This is a genomic window from Halobacillus seohaensis, from assembly GCF_042663045.1.
Classification (GTDB): Bacteria; Bacillota; Bacilli; order Bacillales; family Halobacillaceae; genus Halobacillus_A; species Halobacillus_A seohaensis.
In genome coordinates this window covers 105,323-125,993 of sequence record NZ_JBHSZV010000014.1, presented here as the reverse complement: position 1 = coordinate 125,993, position 20,671 = coordinate 105,323, and the positions used below count along the sequence as shown (strand labels likewise).

Below are 20,671 nucleotides of genomic sequence, written 5' to 3'. Positions count from 1 at the left end.
ATTAGTTGTCTTCCTCTTTCTCTATCTTCTCAATATAATTTATTAGTTCTGTACATTCTTCTTTGAGTTTTATGTACTCATTCATCGTATTCACAGCTGTTAATACAGCCAATTTTGATACATCCAATGTAGGGTTAGCTTCATAAATTTCTTTCATTTTTTGATCTACAAGATTAGATACCATGCGGATATGGTGTGGCTCCTCTTGACCGATGATGGTATAAGATCGATTATTAATCTCAACAGTGATGCGCTTGGGTTCTTTATCTGATTGGGACACATCCATACCCCCTTGATTCTCATATCCTACGCTTTATAGTAACATGAAGATAAACGATTAGGAAACCAATAAGGTCGATTTCCTTCCTTGTACTGTTTAAGACTGTTATTTGCTATAATAATTCAAGAACTATCTTTAGAAAGGATTAAATTATGCCACAAGTTGTACTTACATTACCTAAGCATCACCTAGACGAATTAAAGAAATATTATCGTCCTTCATTAAAATCAAACACACCCAACCATGCTTCTTTCGCTGCTAAAACTGTTAATTGTACCATAACAGCGTATCCTTCTGGAAAAGTACTATTCCAAGGAAAGGATCCTGAAGCCGAATCGGATAAATGGGAAAAAGGGAATAAGAGTAAGAAAAAAGATACTCCTTCTTCTAATAAGAAGGAGAAACATTCTTTCCACCCACCCGACGCTCTGTTTGCCAGTTCACATATTGGATCTGACGAAGCAGGAACGGGTGATTTCTTTGGTCCTATTACTGTTGCAGCTGCTTATGTAAGAGATCACCAGATCGGCCATTTGAAAGCAATTGGTGTTAAAGATTCTAAACATCTATCAGATGATCAAATCACACATCTAGCCAAACAAATTGTCGATATGAATATTCCTTACAGTTTATTGCGTTTAAATAATAAGAAATACAATCAATGGCAAGAAAAAGGCTGGACACAAGGTAAAATGAAAACCATGCTTCATCACAAAGCATTAGAAACATTGCTTGAGAAAATCAAACCTGAGCAACCTGAAGGAATTCTAATTGATCAATTTTCTCAACCAAATGTCTATCAAAACCATTTGAAGTCAGAAGGTAAGAACTTACAAAGTCATGTCTACTTTATGACAAAGGCAGAAAGCTACTCAATTGCTGTAGCCGTTGGTTCCATTTTAGCGAGATCCAGCTTTGTTAAAGCCATGAACCAAATTGAGATGGATACAGGGTTACCTATACCAAAAGGTGCATCTGCAAAGGTCGACAAAGCTGCGGCTAAAATAATCGAGATCTACGGTGAAGAGAAACTTCGTGAACTTGCCAAAGTACACTTTGCTAATAAAGAAAAAGCTAAAAAACTTCTTTAAAAAGCTCCTCGTTGGATTAAAAAAAGCGGATCCGGGTCCTACAGCTAAGCAGTTCCGTTTCCGTGGAGAAACATACGAAATAGCATACGAATAAGCAGACCAAATCTCATATGATTTGGTCTCTTATTTTTCCCTTATATATCAATGGTTGAATTATCATACAAAATCGCAATCCAAATAAAATAATGACATTTGCGAAGACTCAGGTTGTACGGCTGTACCTTCATCGGTAGGAGGTAAGGAACATCCACGAATCTTAGAAGTCGGCACGTAGCCATTGATATAACAACATGTTCATCATAAGCGCTTGGGTTTCGTTACCGTATAAGGGATAGAGGTGGCTTTGAAACAACTCGCTTTCCTGCGGGGGAACGGGCGAGCTTCCTCGGGCTGTGCCCTGCGGGATCTCGCCTAGCTCCTTCTCCCGCGGGAGTCTCGTCGTTTCAAAGCCACCCCATTTGACATGTAAGTGAACGAACCCCCGACTTAGGAGAATGCGTCTTATCTATGCTATAGAATAAAGCCTCACCCAACACGATGCTCACGAGATGATGTTTCCGTTCTCCTCACGAAAGGCAAGAAGGTTCGGGAAATCGCAAGACTCCTGTGGGATGAAGATGATCGGTGAGATCCCGCCTGAGGAAGCTCACCACATGCCCACGGAAAGCGAGTGATTTCCCGGACCTTCAAACACCATCCTTTGTAACGGAAACCACCGGAATGTCTCGAAGCTGAGCCTTTCATAATCTACGGCTTTAGTTTAACAAGAAAATACAAACAAGAACGCTTGGGCATTAAAGATCCAAGCGCTTTTGTTTGTTATTTGTACTGCTATTTATGGCGCTAAACATAGTGTGTTATTTTAGATATTCTCCACGGTATCGGAACTACTCATCCTACAGCCCGCTTCCTTTTATTATTATCCTCTTAATTCTGCATCATGAGTGTCTTTAACAGACTGCAATATTTTTTCATGAGCCTCTTCCACTTCTTTATCCTTTAACGTTCGTTCGGGATCTAGATAAAGCAAGTTAAATGCTAATGATTTTTTACCAGACTGCAAATGCTCCCCTTGATACACATCAAAAACAAGAACTTGCTTTATTAAAGGAGATCCTGCTTCACGAATCGTCTTTTCAATATTACCAGAAGGAACGGTTTCGTCCACTACTAGAGCAATGTCCCGACTAATACTTGGAACTTTTGGTACCGTTTGGAACGCTTCTTCTTTACGATACAAATCAAATAGTTTCTCCGCATTTAAATCAAATACATACGTTTCCTTCAATCCCAACTCTTTTTGTAATTTTGGATGAATTTGACCGATAAAGCCAATCATATGCCCCTCAGAAAAAACCTCAGCAGTTCGACCAGGATGCATTCCATCAACCTTTGCTTTTTCAAAAGTTAAAGTGACATCCAGTTGATCCGCTAATCCCTCGATAATCCCTTTTACAATAAAGAAGTCTACTTTTTTCTTTTCTTGTTGCCAAGGATGTGAGACCCATTCTCCAGTTATTGCGCCAGAAGCTCTTAACATCTCAAGAGGTTGTTTTGTGACCTGTTCTTCTTCGCTAATAAAAACAGTTCCTAATTCATAATAACCTAAGTTATTTTGCTTACGTGCTACGTTATAAGCTAACGACTGAAGCAGTTCAGGAAGCATACTTAAACGAAGATGACTATGATCCTCACTCATTGGCATCGCGAGCTTCACCGGTGCTTTTGCTTGCTTGTTCACTTCTCTACTCACTAACAAATTTGCTTGTTTTTCACTAGTTAAAGAGTAGGTAATCGTCTCGTCAAGTCCACTCCCTTCAAAGAAAGCTTTGACTCGGCGTTTCAAATGTTGTTCACGAGATAATCCCCCCGCTTGAGATGCACCACTTGGCAATGTGAACGGTAAATTATCATAACCATATATACGCGCGACTTCCTCAAGCATATCTTCAAATCTCTCCACATCTCCACGACGTGTCGGAATCGAAACCTTGAAGTCTTCTCCAGTTTGATTAAAGTCAAATTGTAACCGATTTAAAATATCAGCTATTTCATTATCAGTTATCTCGGTTCCTAATCGATCATTAATTTCTTTTGTATTCACTTGTATAGTTTTTTCAGAACGATCGAGTTGATCAAAACTTGGCACACCTTGCAAAACCGTTGCATCAGCATATTTCTTCAGCAGTTCGCAAGCGCGTGCGCCCGCTCGTTCTACACGATTTGGGTCTACTCCCTTTTCAAATCGAGTACTTGCCTCACTCCGCAACCCGTGATCCTTAGCAGATTGTCTTACGTTAGCTGGATTAAAATAGGCTGCTTCAAGTAAAATCGTAGTCGTATCTTCTTGAACTTCCGATTTTGCCCCACCCATAACTCCGGCAATAGCATGTGCTTCTTCTCCATTTGTAATTACCAAATGGTTAGATGTTAGAGACCTTTCTTGATCATCAAGGGTAACGATCGTTTCTCCGTCACGAGCAAAACGAGTGACTACTTTTTTTGTACCAAAACGATTGTAATCAAAAGCGTGAAGTGGCTGTCCATATTCTAACAGCACATAGTTCGTAATATCCACAACGTTATTAATAGGACGTATACCTGTTGCTGTTAAGCGATTTTGAATCCACAAAGGAGAATTCCCAACTTTAACGTCACTAAGAATGAACGCTCCGTAATATGGGTTTGCCTGTGGATCAGCAACTTCAACACCTATATATGTTTCAGCCTTTTCTGAACTGGTGTGTAAATCTTCAGATGCTAGTTCGTACTCACGGCCGAGAGCAGCTGCTACTTCATAAGCAACACCTACCATACTTAAGCAATCTGCACGGTTTGGTGTTAATCCTAATTCAATGATGATGTCGTCCAGATTTAATAATGATGCGGCATTTTGGCCAACCTGAACGTCTTCAGGAAACACATAAATTCCATCTTGAAATTCTTTAGGTACATCTTTTTCATTTACGCCCAGCTCTTGGAGAGAACAAACCATTCCATTAGATACTTCCCCGCGAAGCTTTGTTTTTTTAATTTTAAAATCCCCCGGTAAAACAGCGCCAGGGGTAGCCACTGCTACTTTTTGACCTGCTGATATGTTAGATGCACCGCAAACAATTTGTAACGTCGCTTCACCTACATCGATTTGACAAAGAGATAGCTTGTCTGCGTTTGGATGTTGTTCACATGAATTTACGTGACCAACAACCACACCAGTTATATTCTCAGCGACTGGCTCAACGCTTTCTACTTCAATTCCAGTCTTAGTAATAATTTCCGCCAAGTCTTCAGACTTATAATCACGTACGTTTATATATTCATTCAACCAATTTAATGATACTAACATGATTGTTCCTCCTTACGCCTTATGGTATTGTTTTAAGAATCTTTGATCATTGATATAGAAGTTACGAATATCATCTATACCATATTTCAACATAGCAATTCGTTCTGGTCCCATGCCAAAGGCAAAACCAGAATATTCTTTTGGATCGTATCCAGCCATTTCCAGAACGTTCGGGTGAACCATACCAGCGCCTAGAATTTCGATCCAGCCCGTTCCTTTACAAACAGAGCAACCTTGGCCATCACACATTTTACAAGAAATATCCATTTCCACTGACGGTTCAGTAAACGGGAAAAAACTTGGACGCAGACGGATATCACGTTCTGCACCAAACATTTGCTTGGCAAAGGCATTAAGAACTCCTTTTAAATCACTCATTCGCACATTTTTGTCGACAAGTAAACCTTCGATCTGTGTAAACTGGTGAGAGTGCGTCGCATCATCTGTATCACGACGATACACTTTACCAGGACAAATCATTTTTACCGGTTCAGACCCATTTTTTAATCCCATTGTTCTTGCCTGAACAGGGGACGTATGGGTTCTAAGTAGTAACTCTTCGGTTACGTAAAAGGAATCCTGCATATCTCGAGCTGGGTGACCTTTTGGTAAGTTTAATGCTTCAAAATTATAGTAATCTGTTTCCACTTCAGGGCCTTCTTTGATTTCAAAACCCATGCCAATAAAAAGATCTTCAATTTCCTCTACAATACTTGTTAATAGGTGAGGACCACCAACTTGTACAGGCCGCCCTGGCAATGTCACATCTAAACTTTCTACTTCCAATTGTTCTTCTAAGGCTTCATCTTCAAGACGGTTTTGTTTCTCTTCAATCCCTTTGGCAATTTCCTCTCGTACGTCATTGGCAAGTTGTCCAATAACCGGTCGTTCTTCATTTGATAATTTTCCCATCCCTCGCAAAACTTCGGTGATCGGCCCTTTTTTCCCTAAGTATTTAACTCGTACATCTTTTAGTTGCTGAATTCCATCCGCTTGTTTTACTTTTTTTAATGCTTCTTCCTTCAATTCTTGCAAACGTTCCTTCATACCATTTCCTCCTTAAATTAAAATAAAAAAAGCCTCCTCCCCATAAAAAGGGACGAGACTTGTGTAATCGCTTCGCGGTACCACCCTTGTTGACACACCTATGTGCCCACTTAGATCATTAAATAACGGACCGAAATCCGGAACGCCGAGGCGTCAGCTCCAGAGTGAAATTTCAATCACTGCCACGATAGAAATGCTTTCAGTCTCAGGCATTTCCTTCCTTAAATCGCTGTTGCAATCATTTACTGTGCTCTTTCTACGCTTTTCCCTATATTACTGTTGATAATTATAGAGAAAGTCAGGATGTAATGCAAGTCTATCCTTTGAAATGATACATTAGAATTGCTGCTGCAATGGCAACATTCAATGATTCAGCTTGACCGTATATAGGGATATAAACATTTTCATCTGCATGAGGTAGCAATTCTTTGCGAATCCCTTGCCCTTCGTTTCCAACGATAAGACCTACTTTGCCTTGTGGAGTAAACTGCTTGTAGGGCTTTGCTCCTTCAAGGGTAGCTGCATAAATTAGAATACCAGCGTTTTTCATTTTCGCAGCATAATCTTCTAATTCACCCTGGATAATCGGGACATGGAATAATGAACCTTGGGTCGATCGAATCACTTTTTCATTAAAAGCATCTACAGATCCTTTTCCAATAATCACTTGATCAAATCCAGCGGCGTCCGCCGTACGAATTAATGTTCCAAGATTGCCTGGGTCTTGAACGGCATCAATAAGTAGTGTATATGGAGAGGCTTCATAAGAAGAATCTTTCTTCTGTACAATAGCTGCAACGCCTTGTGGTGTTTGTGTTTCAGCTATTTCTTCAAAGACTTGTCTACTTACATAATGAACTGGTAAATTTTCAGAAATAGTAAATGAGGCACTTTCTCGAATAATTACTTCTTTTACTAACCATTCACTACGTAGCGCTTCTTCGACTAAATGCTCGCCTTCCACTAAAAATTCGGCAAGCTTATCTCTATACTTACGCTTTTGTAATTTTTTCCACTCTTTCACTTTACTATTCGTAACAGATGTAATCATTTTAAACCTCTTTTATTGTATTTTTCTATCCATCATACATAGCTCTTGAACATTTGGTCAAACTAAATGAAAAGAGATGGAGGTAAAGAACAATGAACTTAAATTTAAGACAGGCTATTCTTTCTAATGTAACCGGACATAACGCTGACCAATTACAAGCTACCATTGACGATGCTCTCCAGCAAGGGGAAGAGAAAATGTTACCCGGGCTTGGTGTTTTTTTCGAAAAACTTTGGCAAGAATCAAATGAGCAAGACCGTCAGGAAATCCTATCCACGTTAGAAAAAAGCTTAGCTGAGTAAACTTATACAAAAAGCATCCCTGAGGGGATGCTTTTTGTATTTTAATTAAATACTGGTTTTGGATCATCGATTTCATGATGCTGGGAAAAATTACAACGATTATACAATCAATCTTTCTTCATTATAAGTAATTGTAAGGTTTCTTCCATCGACTAAGATTTTTGCAGCATATTCGATTTCAACTATTTTTAGTCAATCAATAGTTCAGCGTGACGACCACCAGAAAACGAGTCGTTCCTTGTTCCTAACGTTTAACATAGCCTAATTAAAGGTAATTTCTTTTACTTTTTTATCATCTAAGCCTTTAACCACTTCAACAATTAGGTTTACAGCATTTTCAAAATCATCACGATGAAGCATTGCAGCATGTGAATGAATGTAACGAGTAGCTACAGTGATCGATAGCGATGGTACACCGTTATGGCTTAAGTGAATTGAGCCTGAATCGGTTCCACCACCAGCCATTGTAGCAAACTGATAAGGAATAGAGTTTTCATCAGCCGTTTCAACTACAAAGTCACGTACTCCTTTATGTGAAACCATCGAAGCATCATAAAGGATAATTTGTGGACCTTCTCCCATTTTAGATGATGCGTCACGATCTGATACACCTGGAGTATCCCCAGCAATACCTACATCAACACCAAATGCAATATCAGGATTAATTAAATTTGCAGAGGTACGAGCACCACGTAACCCAACCTCTTCTTGAACAGTTCCAACACCATACACAATATTTGGATGTTTTTCACCTTTGAGACGCTTCAATACTTCGATAGCAATCGCACAACCAATTCGATTATCCCACGCTTTCGCTAGCATCATTTTTTCATTCTTCATCTGAGTGAACTCGAAATAAGGAACGATGGAGTCTCCTGGAGTAACACCAAACTCTTTGGCTTCTTCTTCGCTGGAAGCTCCAATATCAATAAACATATCCTTAATATCTACTGCTTTTTTGCGCTGATCTGCAGGTAAAATATGTGGAGGTTTTGATCCAATAATACCTGTTAAGTCACCATTGCGAGTCATAATCGTCACGCGCTGAGCCAACATAACTTGGCTCCACCATCCACCCACTGGTTGAAAATAAATATAACCATTGTCATCAATACGAGTAACCATAAAGCCGACTTCGTCTAAGTGGCCTGCCACCATAACTCTAGGACCTTTCTTATTACCTGTTTTCTTTGCAACAAGACTTCCAAGATTATCGGTATAAACTTCATCAGCAAATGGTGAAATATAACGACTCATTACTTCTCTTGGTTCTCGCTCATTACCTGGAATTCCTTTAGCATCTGTTAGATCTTTTAACATTTGTAGTGTTTCATCTTTTCTAGCCATATGTAACTTGTCCTCCTTTTAATCTCTATTTTTATTATATAGTTTTTCCTGTAAATTAACAAAACTTACGGGTGACTCCCTATTAATAGCCCTGATCCTGTCTTTGAAAATTAACATTATTTTTCTTTTGATAAGCCTCTTGCAATTCCTCTTCACTAATACCAAGGGATTTTCCTAATTTAATATACGAGTGAAATAACTTATCATAAGCGGAGTTGCTTTTGTTTTGTTTAAAATCTTCAATAGATGTAAATACATCAAGAAAGGCCTCTGTTTGATCTAACCGATCATTAATCGGGACACTATTATAATAGAAGTTTAAATCAAGTCCTAAGGATAAGATAAAGTGCAAACCATCTACGTACTCTTCTAAAATAACGGATTTTGGACTCGCTGCTTTCGTGCTCCAAAACTTAAAACAACGGGTTTCATTTGCAAGTTCGCCTATTTCTACTAATAATGCTAAAATCTTTTCATCTGTGACCGACGCATTTTTCAAGCCTTGAGTTTCCATGATATGTTTGTCCAATTGTTCCTGTCTTTGATAGAAATTCTGCCAATTCATAAAACCACTCCTCAAAATTTATCTTTATTAAATGTATCATTTTTTGAAACAAAAGGGCATTCAGAAACGTATATGAAGTATTAATCGATAAGCAGGGAGACGATCTCAATGATTATTATCCTATTATTACGTACCCTTTTATTAGTAGCCGTCGCTTTTCTAATTTATACGGCCTATAAATTTTATATAAATCCTCAAAGAAAATTAGATATAGCTCATGATAAAAAGGAATTTTATTTTTATGATGATCCAGAAAATACAAAGCAGAACTTTTTCATTACTTATAAAGGACTTATGTTTGAAGGGGAAAAATACTTAGGAGCAACTGAAGACGCATTCGAAGTATTAACAATTAATATATCCACACAACAGCCTGAAAATCTCAAAGGGTTCGAAAGAAATGATCTTTATTTTATAGAAGAGCAAGTATTGATGAGCTATCCCTATGCAAAAATCGAATGGAAATATCCCATCAGCCGATTAAATATCCGCTCTATAAATGATGAGGATGAAAATGGGCTGTACTAAGTTGAGTGGTTCCGTCACGTTGGAAAAACATACGAAATAACACATTTTCAAACTTTACACTCATAAAAAACGCTTTGATTTAAATTAACGGGTTCAGTTTTCGAGTACAAAACATGAAATAACATACGAATGAAGAGACCAAATCGCATATGATTTGGTCTCTTATTATTCCTTGTTATATCAACGATTATCGGTATTTACCATATAAATTAGCATACAAAATCACACCACAAATAACATAGTGACAATAGCTATAGTCAACGTGCTAAATATTAGGCTAATTATGGTGCAATTTGTAATGTTGATTTTGGTAAAACAAAAGGAATATTGAAACGAAACAATAATGTTGAAGACTTGAATTCGATATGTTCGTTTGAATTTTGGGGCTGCGGGAAACGGCTCGCTTTCCATGGGACGGGCGCTGAGCCTCCTCGGACTTCGTCCTGTGGGGTCTCAGCTGTCCCGTACATCCCATAGGAGTCTCACCGTTTCCCTCCGCCCCTTTACCATATAAGTGTCTCGATACCACTTCAAGAAAAGTCAGCCATTCCTAAGTTTGCATGCAAATCTTGATAGCGATCGGTCCTATTAAAATCCTTGATATAGAGAGGTTCATTGCAATAGAACACGGATAGTGGAAGATAGTCCTTCTGGGAAAGGGGTTCGTTTCTCACACATCGAATGGTGGGGCTTGGGAATCTCCCTGTTTCCTAGCCACCCGCCACCCATCCTTTGCTTTTAATGAACGGCCCTACTGCCATGAGTCGTCTTCTGTGTTCGCTACACCGTATGGAACAAGTGTGCCAGTTGCAAACTCTCTTCTATGAAGAGCCTAAAATTTAAAGGACCAGTTACTGAGGTTTCCGTTTGCCTCACAATGGCAAGGAGGTCCGGGAAATCGCGAGACTCAACTTTTAAAAGCGGAGGCGCCTTGGTCAGCGGCGTATGGACTGAGCTGTCGGAGATAAGGGAAACACGAAGAACATCGTGATTCGATGTTGACTTATCGTACAGAAGCGAGGGAAGTCTCACTAGTCGCTAGGCGCTGGAGCTGGATAACGCCCGATAGGATTGATGAACTAGATTTAGCCTTCGTCCTTATAAGGCGTAAGAGCTGGGATGAACATGATCGGTGAGATCCCGCAGGGCGATAGCCCGAGGAAGTTCGCCACATGCCCATGGAAAGCGAGTGATTTCCCGGACCTCCAAACGCTTTCAACCATAACGGAAACAACATCTCTCGAAGCTGAGTCTTCAAGTAAATGATGCTTTAGTTGAAGAAGAAAATATAAAGAAAAACGCTTGGATATTAAAATGTCCAAGCGTTTTTCTGTACCAATTGTAATGTTATTTAATATGTTAATTGATTCGATAATTCTGTTGCTATTTTTCCCTCTAAATATGTTTTTTGTACTCCAAAACCGAACTAATTAGATTTAAATCCAAGCGTTTTTGTGTTTGTGCTAATTATACTGTTGTTGATTTGCTATTTACATGTAATAGAACCTGCTTTGGAATATTCTCTCCCACATTACAGGATTATTTAAAACTAAGTATAGGCAGTTAATTCGTTGTTTGGAAAAAATCATTCCATAGAAAAACTTCTGATTTTTTTCTAATCATAAAACAAAGTATAATAAGTGCACTTGAAGCCACTATAACCATGGGCAAAGAGAATAAAGTAATCCACTGTCCCACTGACGTATAAACAAACGCTACAGGTAAATTAGCTAAAAACGATGATTTTGCATAGTCTTTAAAATCCGAACTAATTTGAATGAGACAGTAGGAAAGCAAGTGAAAGTGTATAAAGGGTATTAAACGAAGGATAGCAACTTGCTTAACCGTTAGTTTTGATCGATTCTTATTCCATCGATCATACATTCTTTGAAGCTTTTTAAAAACTGAAGGAACCATACGTATCATCCGGTAAAAAAGAATGCTTGATAGTAATGTTCCAATTACTGAATAGGCAGTACCAGCTATTGGCCCAAAGAGTAATCCACCTGTAATACATAAAAACATGACAGGCAAAAATAGGAACGGACGTAGCAAATGTATGGCAATAAATAAAAGCGGAGCCCATATGCCTTGATGCTCAATCCATGATAGTATTGCAAATGATGCTTCACCCATACCTTTTGCACCTCCTACCTACAGAATATGAAGGTGGCTTAAAAGTTAGAACCTAGTAAATAAGTAGAGGAATGACAGATGAACTATGGTTATGATAGGCATTCCCATCTTAAAGGATATATGCTTTGTCTTATGACGATATACTTTCATGCCAACCATTCCTCCGATCGAGCCACCTATAATAGCAAACGTCCATAAGTTTTTCTCGCTAATTCTACTGCTACTTCTTCTAGCCTGTTGTTTATCGTATCCCATAAGCAAGAACAATATGAAATTCATCAATATAAAATATATTAACAAATAAGAATAAATTCCCATTACAAAATTCTCCTATTTCTAAAGAAAGAAGCCATTTCCTACCGATCGGAAATGGCTTCTTTCTTTAATGATGAGTATTATTTAAGAGCTGATTTTGCCTGATTTGCAAGGCTTGCGAATCCTTCTTCATCGGATACGGCAAGTTCTGCAAGCATCTTACGGTTTATTTCAACTCCAGCAAGCTTAAGCCCGTGCATTAGACGACTGTAAGAAAGATCATTCGTACGAGCCGCTGCATTAATACGCGCAATCCAAAGTTGACGGAAATCACGTTTTTTCTGGCGACGATCACGATAAGCATACTGACCTGACTTCATTACTTGCTGTTTTGCTGTTTTAAATAGAGCGTGCTTTGAACCATAATAACCTTTTGCTAGTTTAAGGACACGATTACGACGTTTACGTGTCACTGTTCCACCTTTTACTCGTGGCATTGGAATTCCCTCCTATATGAATCGTTATTCTAATTTATTTTTTTGGAAGCATGTGCTTAATACGACGGAAATCTCCCGCAGATACGAAAGTTGCTTTGCGTAGCTTACGCTTTTGCTTCGTTGATTTATTAGCAAACAAGTGGCTTGTGAAAGCGTGAGAGCGTTTCACCTTTCCATTACCTGTTTTTTTGAAACGTTTTTGAGAACCTTTGTGGGTTTTCATTTTAGGCATTACAAATTCCTCCTTTAGCTAATTTCACTTACTTCTCATTTACAGGAGTAAGCATCATAAACATATTACGACCTTCCATTTTAGGCTTGGTCTCAATTGTAGCAACGTCTTTGCATTCTTCAGCTAGACGATCAAGAACTTTTTGCCCAAGTTCTTTGTGAGTAATCGCACGTCCGCGGAAACGAACAGCAGCTTTAACTTTATCACCTTTTGATAAGAATTTACGTGCATTACGTAACTTCGTATTAAAGTCATGCTCTTCAATTCCAGGACTTAGGCGTACTTCCTTAATCTTAATCGTTGTCTGGTTCTTACGAGCTTCTTTATCTTTCTTCTGCTGCTCATAACGATATTTACCGTAATCCATGATCCGGCAGACAGGAGGCTTCGCATTAGGGGCCACCATAACAAGATCAAGATTTGCATTTACTGCAATATCAAGAGCTTCATTTTTCGTTTTGACACCTAGCTGTTCACCGTTTACATCAATGAGGCGTACTTCACGTGCACGAATTTTTTCATTAATGTTTATGTTATCCTTGCTAATAACTAGCCACCTCCAAAATATTTTAGAAAACCTTATATAAGATCCGTCATCGACAAGTGATTTGATTCCATAAAAAAAATGTGGGTACAAAGTTTGCACCCACACGTCTCCTATAAAAGTCAAAGGAAAGTAACCTGCCAACTGCTCTACGCGTCGATCAGGTGAGAAGCGGGTGCTTCTTCTTGTCTAAGATCCGTTCATTCAGTTACCTAAACAATATTATCATGCTTACTAGTCTGTGTCAATCATAACTAAAATGTCTTTGGGCTACTTTATAGATAATATATGATTTTAAAATAAAAATCAATAGAATATCAGAAAAGGCTAGATTTGCTAATTTTTTCTTTACTATTTATTCAGAAGCTTCTGATCAATCTCGTTACGAATCTCTTTAATGAATGTTTCTACAGACTTAGTTTCAGAATTCTGCTCGCTGTAGCGACGAACATTCACTGCATGATCTTCAATTTCTCGATCTCCGACAACCAAAGCAAAAGGAACTTTTTGAGTCTGAGTTTCGCGAATCTTATATCCGATTTTCTCGTCACGCTCGTCCACTTCTACGCGAATGCCTGCTTCGCGTAGTTCATCTTTAAGTTTTGTCGCATATTCTAGGTGTACTTCAGCTGATACCGGAATAATCTTCGCCTGCACAGGAGCTAACCAAGTAGGAAATGCTCCTTTATACTCTTCGATTAAGAATGCAACAAAACGTTCCATTGTAGATACAACCCCACGGTGAATTACCACAGGTCGATGATCTTTTCCGTCTTCTCCGACATAAGTTAAATCAAAGCGTTCTGGTAAATGGAAGTCAAGTTGTACGGTGGAAAGAGTTTCATCTTTGCCAAGTGCTGTTTTCACTTGAACGTCAAGCTTCGGACCATAAAAAGCGGCTTCTCCCACTGCTTCTACATATGGAAGTTCCATATCTTCCATTGTTTCTTTAAGCATAGCTTGAGCCTTGTCCCACATATCGTCATTGTCCACATATTTCTCTTTGTCTGCTGGATCTCGATAAGATAAGCGGAAGTAATAGTCATTAATACCAAAATCACGATAAACTTCTTGAACAAGGCGAACAACTCTTTTAAATTCATCTTTTAATTGATCAGGACGGGCAAAAATATGTGCGTCATTTAAAGTCATCGCACGAACCCTTTGTAACCCAGCCAACGCTCCTGACATTTCGTGTCGATGCATTGTACCGAGTTCCGCGATACGAACAGGAAGATTACGATAGCTATAAAACTCATTTTTATAAACCATCATATGATGTGGACAGTTCATTGGCCGAAGAACTAAATCTTCATTGTCCATTTCAAGAGTTGGGAACATATCATCTTTATAGTGGTCCCAATGTCCACTTGTTTTATAGAGGTCAACACTTCCTAAAACAGGAGTATACACATGATCATATCCTAAGCGCTCTTCCGTATCGACAATATAACGCTCGATGTTCCGACGGATTGTAGCCCCTTTTGGAAGCCAGAGTGGAAGTCCTTGTCCCACTTTTTGATTGACTGTAAAGAGCCCTAATTCCTTACCTAGCTTGCGGTGGTCACGTTCCTTAGCTTCCTCAAGCATATGCAAGTACTCATCTAATTGAGGTTGCTTTTCAAAAGCTGTCCCATAAATTCTTTGTAGCATTTTATTGTCACTGTTTCCACGCCAATACGCACCTGATATGTTGAGAAGTTTAAATATTTTAATCTTGCTCGTTTGGGGTACATGGACGCCACGACATAAATCAAAAAATTCACCCTGCTTATAAATAGTAAGCGTTTGTCCTTCAGGGATGTCTTCAATTAGTTCGACCTTTAAGTCGTCCCCAACCTCTTTGTATTTATTAATAGCCTCTTCCCTAGATAATTCAATACGCTCAACTTCTAAATTTTCATCAACGATTCGCTGCATTTCCTTTTCGATTTTAGGAAGATCTTCAGGAGTAAGAGAGACATCTAAATCAATGTCGTAATAAAATCCGTTCTCGATGACAGGGCCTACACCTAGCTTAACTTCCCCGTAAAGACGTTTAATCGCTTGTGCCATCAAATGAGCAGTTGAATGACGAAGCACTTCCAACCCCTCAGAATTTTTATAAGTTAAAATTTCAATCTCTCCATCTTGTTCAATCGGCCTTCTAAGATCATAAGGTACTCCATCCAACTTAATCGCTAACGCTTGTTTTCTTAAGCCCGGAGAAATGGATTGTGCAATTTCTTCACCTGTAGCGCCGTTTGAAAATTCTTTATTATTTCCATCAGGAAATTTAATGTTTATTACGTCTGACATCTTGGATCACTCCTTTTTAATATATAAAAATAAAAACGCTCGTCCCCTAGCTTTGTTAGCTAAGGGACGAGCGTTATCACTCGCGGTTCCACCCATACATTCCCACAATTCACATTGCGGCTTCATTCATCCTTAACGCGGACCAACGCTGTCTATTACTAGTTACCTTTCACAAACAGTGCTCCGAGGTGGTAAACATCCAAGTCGTCAGGAAGAAGCTTTCAGCCGATGGCTCCTCTCTCTAATCAAGCGTCACTTTATGTTTTCGTCCTCATCTAAGCCAATTATTGAATATGTAGGTATTATAGCGAGATTCAACAAAGAAATCAAGCTTTAAGAAAAGGAAAAAACGACAAAGGCTTCCAAACTGCTTTTTCTTCAAAAATATTCATTAAAAGTTCCAGTTTAGCTTCTCCTTGTTGATCAGAGTAGATCATCAATTCATCTGGTGAATAAATAAGTGCAGGCAATATCCCTAAATCTTCGGGTAGACCTTGAATCATTGGATCAGGATGAGATTTTAAATAACAAACAAACTCTGCTCGTCCAACCTCATTACCTTCAGGGAAAAAATACCTGATCTTTTCCTCATATAGAACATGCAATAGCGGAACGGAGCTCTCTTTACTTTTCACCCGACGTCTCCAAGAATCAACCATCATCTGGTGAGCCTCTTCTAATTTATATTCATCCAATAATTTCCCTGTAAATTCCAGCAAATCATGATAAATATACTCCAAACAAGCTGCAGAAAGCTCATCAAAGTCAGCAAATGAATATTCTAGAACTTTCTTTCTCACAAATCGTTCAACTTCTAAATCGACAGGGGGAAGATAGATTCCATCTGGTGGATTTTCTTTTAACTTCGAAGAGAGCTGGATCACCCGTTCTATTTCTTTTGGATCGTCATAGTAAAAGCGATGTCGAAGCATCCCCTCCATCCATCCATGAAGTTTGCGGCTATACATAATTTCTAGTATAGCTTGGCTTATCTCTGAAAACGAAACATCTAGATCCTGATTAATGTAAACATTCCACTTATTTTTTTCCTCTTTTATTTCCCCGTACAACTCCTGTCTCGAACAGGTGTCAAAAAGAGATTGATAAAATGTAAATGCTTCTTTCCGTTTAGAAAATTGCACACAAACCAACATCACTTCCTCCTCACCACTACGTGTAAAGCTTTTTATTGAACACCTATCCTTGATAAATGGTCTTAAAGCATCTTGTACTTTATACATATGTGAAGTGTGAGAAAAACATGCGTAAAGCCTATCGCTTTAACCTCGTCGGTTTCTTCCTTCTACCGTTACGATTTCACTTAATTGACGAATACGCTCTGTTATACGCTGGGCTTTAACTTGATCAACATCCCCACGATTACTTGTCATTAATACTTTTTCCAGCTCTTTCAAGCTGTAGTTTGAAGTAAAAAACACCGGAAGTCTTTCCATCATTCTATATTGTAGAATGGACCCTAAAATTTCATCTCTAAACCAGGCTGACTGAGACTCCGCACCAATATCATCCAACAGTAGGACGGGTGATTTCTTAAATGCATCCACCTTACTGTTCATGGAATCGTCTTTAATTGATGCCTTCATTTCACGTACAAATTCCGGCATATAAATAAGCATCGATGAAATATTTTTCTTGCTTAATTCATTAGCAATAACTCCTAGGAAATACGTTTTCCCGACACCAAAAGGTCCATGAAAATAAAGACCCTTACCTGGAAGTTCTTCCTTAATTCCCTCAAGGTACTGAATCGTCTTTTCAACAGCCGCTCCTCGATCTGTATCTTTTAAGTCTAACCGTTCGAGCCTTGCCTCCAGAATTTCTCTTGGCATATGCAAGCTACTTACCAAGGATTCTTGCTTTCTTTTTTGTTCATGGTTGATCTCTCGATAGCATTTATTGTAAGTTAGCTTCAATTCCGTACCTTCTACTTTCGCTTCTGGTGTATAACCTTGCAAGATGTTAATGCATGCTTCTCTAGAAGGACATTTCTCGCAATTCTTGGACTGTGATTGATATTCATAAAACTTTATCAACTGCTTTTCTATGGCTTCCTTGGTTAACGAAGGATGAGCCGAAATTAGAGCTTTCACGTCATCATCTTGCAATACTTCCCGTTTCATATGATCCAAGCGCTGTTGAAATTGTTTGTGATTCTTCATCCATCGTTTTAAAGACTTTTGAATCGGTTCCAATTCGGGTTGCCCCCCTTACATTTCATTACTTTTTAGACAGATTCCGTATTCTTTCTTCCAAATTAGATGTATCAACTGAGGAAGTCTCTTCTTGTTCCCTTTTTTGATCCTGTTTTTTAAACCATTCTGGGATGACCTCTGTACTTTTCTTTTTATAAGTATTCTTTTGTTGGCCCCATTGCTGATACTTCTGATGTTCCGCTTTAGCTAAATTCATAGCTTGGCGAACAGTTGTTACATTCTTTCTAGCCCAGTGACTTGCAATCTTTTCTAAATAAGATTTGGAAAGCTTCATATCTGTTTTTAACAGTACGTAGTGGACGAGAACGTTCATAACTCCTGGAGATAAGCCTTGTTCAGTCATCACATCTCTTATCATTCGGACGTCTTGGTCTGCTGCTTGATTTCCACTAGAAAGGTCTTCTAATAATTCTTGTGGGGATATTTGTTCTAACAATTGCACGAATTGATCCTCTTTACTACTAGATTCATTCGTAGTACTAGCTAGCTTTTCACGTTGATTGATAACCTGGTCAGCCTTCTTTGTTTCTTTTCTCATGAAATCATGGCAGGCAGCTTTAAATTCTTCCAAATTCAGCTCATTTTCATCATCAATAGCCCACGTAAGGGCACGTTCTATTTCTATAGAAGTTAGATTATAAAGAGCTGCAAGTTGGAGAATCAGTTTGCGATTGTCACCAGATAATATCTTATTAGCTGGGTACATACGCTGTTTAAGTGCCCCGTGCAACCATTCAAAATCGATACGATGTTCTAAAAAAACAGGTCCCTTGTTCGTTTTATTAGTTTCACGATTCGATTGATCAACTGGTTTTTCTTGAGTGAACGAAGAAGGAAGACCTTTATGGAACATGTGATCAAAAGATACCGTTACCTCTTCATATCCTTCAGTCGAAACCTGTTGCTTGATAAACCTCTTTTGTAAAAGTTTAAGCTTATCCGCTCCAATTTCATGTTGAAGAAGCAAGGAAAGAAAAGTATCTCTAAGAAATTCTTCAGCTGAGAAAGGCGGACGAATTTCATATAAATAAACTCTATCTTCATTTTCTTTTACAAATGTGCATAACAATCCAATTGACTCGAGCTTTTGTCTCGCTTCATAAATCTTATCAAGAGGAGTTGAAAGGAATGTCATTAACATATGATGTGTCTGAAGATGGTTGTGTTCACTTGTATCATATTCGTTACATAGAAATTGATAAAGAGAAATAGCCAATTGACCAACTACAGGTTGATACAGGTGAGTTAAGGACCAATGTTCATTTTTGGGTGTTACTCCTGTTTTTGTTAATCTAAACCCGTCAACAGGGAGTAACTTACCGATAGAGGAATCCAAATGATTCGCCCCCTTTCTTTAATTTATATTGAAAAAAGAAAATGAGCCATTGGGGCTCATCCTTTATCTTCATGTTTAATTAATTCTTTTAATTCATCAATAAATACATTAATATCTTTGAACTGTCTATAAACAGATGCAAATCGAACATAAGCGACCTCATCAATAGTGGAAAGCCTTCCCATGATCATTTCCCCTATATCCTTACTTTGTACTTCAGAAACACCACGATTACGAAGTTCTTTCTCAATATCTTGAGTAACTCCTTCGAGTTCTTCTACAGCAACCGGACGCTTTTCGCATGCTCGAATAAGCCCCCGCATTAGTTTTTCTCGACTAAACTCTTCCCGGGTGCCTTCTTTTTTAACAACAATGAGAGGAACTTCTTCTACACGTTCAAATGTAGTATAACGAAAATCGCACTTTTCGCACTCCCGTCTACGTCTGATCGCATGCCCATCCTCTATGGGCCTTGAGTCTAGTACACGGGTGCTTTTATAGTGACAATTTGGACACTTCAAAACAATCATCTCCACATTTTTTCATATCTTCAGTATATCATTTGGCTTGATCAACCTTGGAAAATTGATGATCCAATTTCTCATAACTGTTTATAATTAACTTTCTACTAAAACCAAAATCAATTGGACCTCCAGAATCCGTAGTTACTGAGAAGTCCACTGCCGTTTGAAAAGGACGAACCATAATAATAGTTGCTACAATAAAGGCTTTTCTACTTCCTTTGTACTTTATCGTTATTTCTCCTCTTTCTTTAGAAACTGCTACAATTTCAGAAGGAGAAGGAAACATTTCTTCTACTGCATGGAATATTTCATCTCGTTTTGCTTTGTAATATTGCGTTTTAAGGAACGAGTCTTTATGGTCTTCACTTGTTTCAGAATGAGTGCTAATATATTTAGAAATAAAACCTTTCACGACATAACCCCTTACAAAAATTCGACATGATCTGTTTTTATTTTAACACGTTTTGATAAAAAGAAAAGCTAAGCATCTAGTACTTATAATATAAAAAAACACACAGACATCTGTGTGTTTTTTTATATTATAAAGCCCTTGACTGTTCAACTTCTACAGGTCCCATTCCTCTTGGTACTTCGACCGTTTCATTTCTGCCAGCCTCTAGAGCGTCTACAATAAATTGTGCAGCAACATTAGGGTCAATTCGGTCCCCACATGTGTACACATCAATACTTGCGTAACCATGTTCTGGGAAGCTATGGATTGTTAAGTGCGATTCTGAAATAATAACTACCCCACTCACTCCATGAGGAGCAAATTTATGAAAAGCAACTTCCCTAATTTCGGCCCCCGCTTTTAATGCAGCATCTACAAAAACTTGTTCAATATAATTCATATCATTTAGTTTATCCTCATTACAATCCCACAATTCAGCTATTACATGTCTTCCCATTGTATCCATTTTAAAGGATCCCCCTTTTGTACAGTGACTAATGTCTCTTCTAAATATACAGACATGTACTACCACGGGGGAAAGTTAGTCCTGAGAGGTCCTAACCCTTTGAGCAGACATGAAATGAACAGAATTCAGAAGGTCAAAAAA

At 38.4% G+C, this 20,671-nt stretch carries 21 protein-coding genes and 1 other annotated feature; of the genes, 3 read left to right on the top strand and 18 right to left on the bottom strand.

All coding sequences use genetic code 11. The features are described from left to right. Position 1: 1 nt before the first annotated feature. Positions 2-280 (bottom strand): cell division protein ZapA, encoded by a 279-nt coding sequence (gene zapA / locus ACFQIC_RS06900; protein WP_204707307.1) that lies wholly within the window; start codon positions 278-280, stop codon positions 2-4. 152 nt (positions 281-432) lie between these two features. On the opposite strand from zapA, the gene rnhC reads away from it, so the two are divergent. Continuing rightward, entirely contained in the window at positions 433-1,371 is a 939-nt protein-coding gene (rnhC, locus tag ACFQIC_RS06895) for a ribonuclease HIII (RefSeq protein WP_204707309.1), read from the top strand. A gap of 919 nt (positions 1,372-2,290) precedes the next feature. On the opposite strand, the gene pheT is transcribed toward rnhC, so the two are convergent. The 3 genes from pheT to ACFQIC_RS06880 form a co-directional block, all read right to left on the bottom strand. Beyond that, positions 2,291-4,717, bottom strand: a complete 2,427-nt coding sequence (gene pheT / locus ACFQIC_RS06890) for a phenylalanine--tRNA ligase subunit beta (protein ID WP_204707311.1) — start codon at positions 4,715-4,717, stop codon at positions 2,291-2,293. A 12-nt stretch (positions 4,718-4,729) separates the two neighbouring features. Then, positions 4,730-5,764, bottom strand: coding sequence for a phenylalanine--tRNA ligase subunit alpha (gene pheS / locus ACFQIC_RS06885; RefSeq protein WP_204707313.1), 1,035 nt, complete (start codon positions 5,762-5,764; stop codon positions 4,730-4,732). Positions 5,765-6,080: 316 nt separating this feature from the next. Then, complete coding sequence (locus ACFQIC_RS06880) at positions 6,081-6,815, bottom strand: TrmH family RNA methyltransferase (RefSeq protein ID WP_204707315.1); 735 nt, start codon at positions 6,813-6,815, stop codon at positions 6,081-6,083. Between the two features lie 92 nt (positions 6,816-6,907). Here ACFQIC_RS06880 and sspI point away from each other — a divergent pair, with 92 nt between their 5' ends. Then, positions 6,908-7,117 carry a small acid-soluble spore protein SspI gene (gene sspI, locus ACFQIC_RS06875; protein ID WP_204707317.1) on the top strand — a complete coding sequence of 70 codons (210 nt, stop codon included), beginning with the start codon at positions 6,908-6,910 and terminating at the stop codon, positions 7,115-7,117. 261 nt (positions 7,118-7,378) lie between these two features. Here sspI and ACFQIC_RS06870 read toward each other — a convergent pair whose 3' ends face one another. Both ACFQIC_RS06870 and ACFQIC_RS06865 read right to left on the bottom strand, forming a co-directional pair. After that, positions 7,379-8,464, bottom strand: coding sequence for a M42 family metallopeptidase (locus tag ACFQIC_RS06870; RefSeq protein WP_204707320.1), 1,086 nt, complete (start codon positions 8,462-8,464; stop codon positions 7,379-7,381). 82 nt (positions 8,465-8,546) lie between these two features. Beyond that, the gene (locus tag ACFQIC_RS06865) at positions 8,547-9,029 is read right to left on the bottom strand and encodes a dUTP diphosphatase (protein ID WP_204707322.1); all 483 of its coding nucleotides are present in this window, start codon (positions 9,027-9,029) and stop codon (positions 8,547-8,549) included. A 108-nt stretch (positions 9,030-9,137) separates the two neighbouring features. Here ACFQIC_RS06865 and ACFQIC_RS06860 point away from each other — a divergent pair, with 108 nt between their 5' ends. After that, positions 9,138-9,557: a sigma-w pathway protein ysdB gene (locus ACFQIC_RS06860; protein ID WP_390217004.1), complete on the top strand. Its 420-nt coding sequence runs from the start codon at positions 9,138-9,140 to the stop codon at positions 9,555-9,557. Positions 9,558-11,120: 1,563 nt separating this feature from the next. Here the strand turns inward: ACFQIC_RS06860 and ACFQIC_RS06855 are convergent. From ACFQIC_RS06855 to speD, 12 genes are all read right to left on the bottom strand, one after another. Beyond that, positions 11,121-11,693 (bottom strand): TVP38/TMEM64 family protein, encoded by a 573-nt coding sequence (locus ACFQIC_RS06855; RefSeq protein WP_204707324.1) that lies wholly within the window; start codon positions 11,691-11,693, stop codon positions 11,121-11,123. 45 nt (positions 11,694-11,738) lie between these two features. After that, positions 11,739-12,011 carry a DUF1294 domain-containing protein gene (locus tag ACFQIC_RS06850; RefSeq protein ID WP_204707326.1) on the bottom strand — a complete coding sequence of 91 codons (273 nt, stop codon included), beginning with the start codon at positions 12,009-12,011 and terminating at the stop codon, positions 11,739-11,741. Between the two features lie 77 nt (positions 12,012-12,088). After that, positions 12,089-12,445, bottom strand: a complete 357-nt coding sequence (gene rplT / locus ACFQIC_RS06845) for a 50S ribosomal protein L20 (protein ID WP_204707328.1) — start codon at positions 12,443-12,445, stop codon at positions 12,089-12,091. A 34-nt stretch (positions 12,446-12,479) separates the two neighbouring features. Beyond that, entirely contained in the window at positions 12,480-12,677 is a 198-nt protein-coding gene (rpmI, locus tag ACFQIC_RS06840; protein WP_101844577.1) for a 50S ribosomal protein L35, read from the bottom strand. Positions 12,678-12,705: 28 nt separating this feature from the next. Beyond that, entirely contained in the window at positions 12,706-13,209 is a 504-nt protein-coding gene (infC, locus tag ACFQIC_RS06835; protein ID WP_390217015.1) for a translation initiation factor IF-3, read from the bottom strand. An 81-nt stretch (positions 13,210-13,290) separates the two neighbouring features. Beyond that, positions 13,291-13,414 (bottom strand) — a sequence feature (ribosomal protein L20 leader region). A 158-nt stretch (positions 13,415-13,572) separates the two neighbouring features. Further along, positions 13,573-15,519 (bottom strand): threonine--tRNA ligase, encoded by a 1,947-nt coding sequence (gene thrS, locus ACFQIC_RS06830; RefSeq protein ID WP_204707330.1) that lies wholly within the window; start codon positions 15,517-15,519, stop codon positions 13,573-13,575. 326 nt (positions 15,520-15,845) lie between these two features. Continuing rightward, the gene (gene ytxC, locus ACFQIC_RS06825) at positions 15,846-16,760 is read right to left on the bottom strand and encodes a sporulation protein YtxC (RefSeq protein WP_390217003.1); all 915 of its coding nucleotides are present in this window, start codon (positions 16,758-16,760) and stop codon (positions 15,846-15,848) included. A 39-nt stretch (positions 16,761-16,799) separates the two neighbouring features. Next, complete coding sequence (gene dnaI / locus ACFQIC_RS06820) at positions 16,800-17,732, bottom strand: primosomal protein DnaI (protein ID WP_204707334.1); 933 nt, start codon at positions 17,730-17,732, stop codon at positions 16,800-16,802. A gap of 25 nt (positions 17,733-17,757) precedes the next feature. After that, positions 17,758-19,089 carry a replication initiation and membrane attachment family protein gene (locus ACFQIC_RS06815; RefSeq protein WP_204707336.1) on the bottom strand — a complete coding sequence of 444 codons (1,332 nt, stop codon included), beginning with the start codon at positions 19,087-19,089 and terminating at the stop codon, positions 17,758-17,760. A gap of 56 nt (positions 19,090-19,145) precedes the next feature. Next, positions 19,146-19,610 carry a transcriptional regulator NrdR gene (gene nrdR, locus ACFQIC_RS06810; protein WP_204707338.1) on the bottom strand — a complete coding sequence of 155 codons (465 nt, stop codon included), beginning with the start codon at positions 19,608-19,610 and terminating at the stop codon, positions 19,146-19,148. Positions 19,611-19,647: 37 nt separating this feature from the next. Further along, positions 19,648-20,025, bottom strand: a complete 378-nt coding sequence (locus ACFQIC_RS06805) for a cytosolic protein (protein ID WP_204707340.1) — start codon at positions 20,023-20,025, stop codon at positions 19,648-19,650. A 127-nt stretch (positions 20,026-20,152) separates the two neighbouring features. Then, positions 20,153-20,530: an adenosylmethionine decarboxylase gene (gene speD, locus ACFQIC_RS06800; protein WP_204707342.1), complete on the bottom strand. Its 378-nt coding sequence runs from the start codon at positions 20,528-20,530 to the stop codon at positions 20,153-20,155. Positions 20,531-20,671 lie beyond the last annotated feature (141 nt).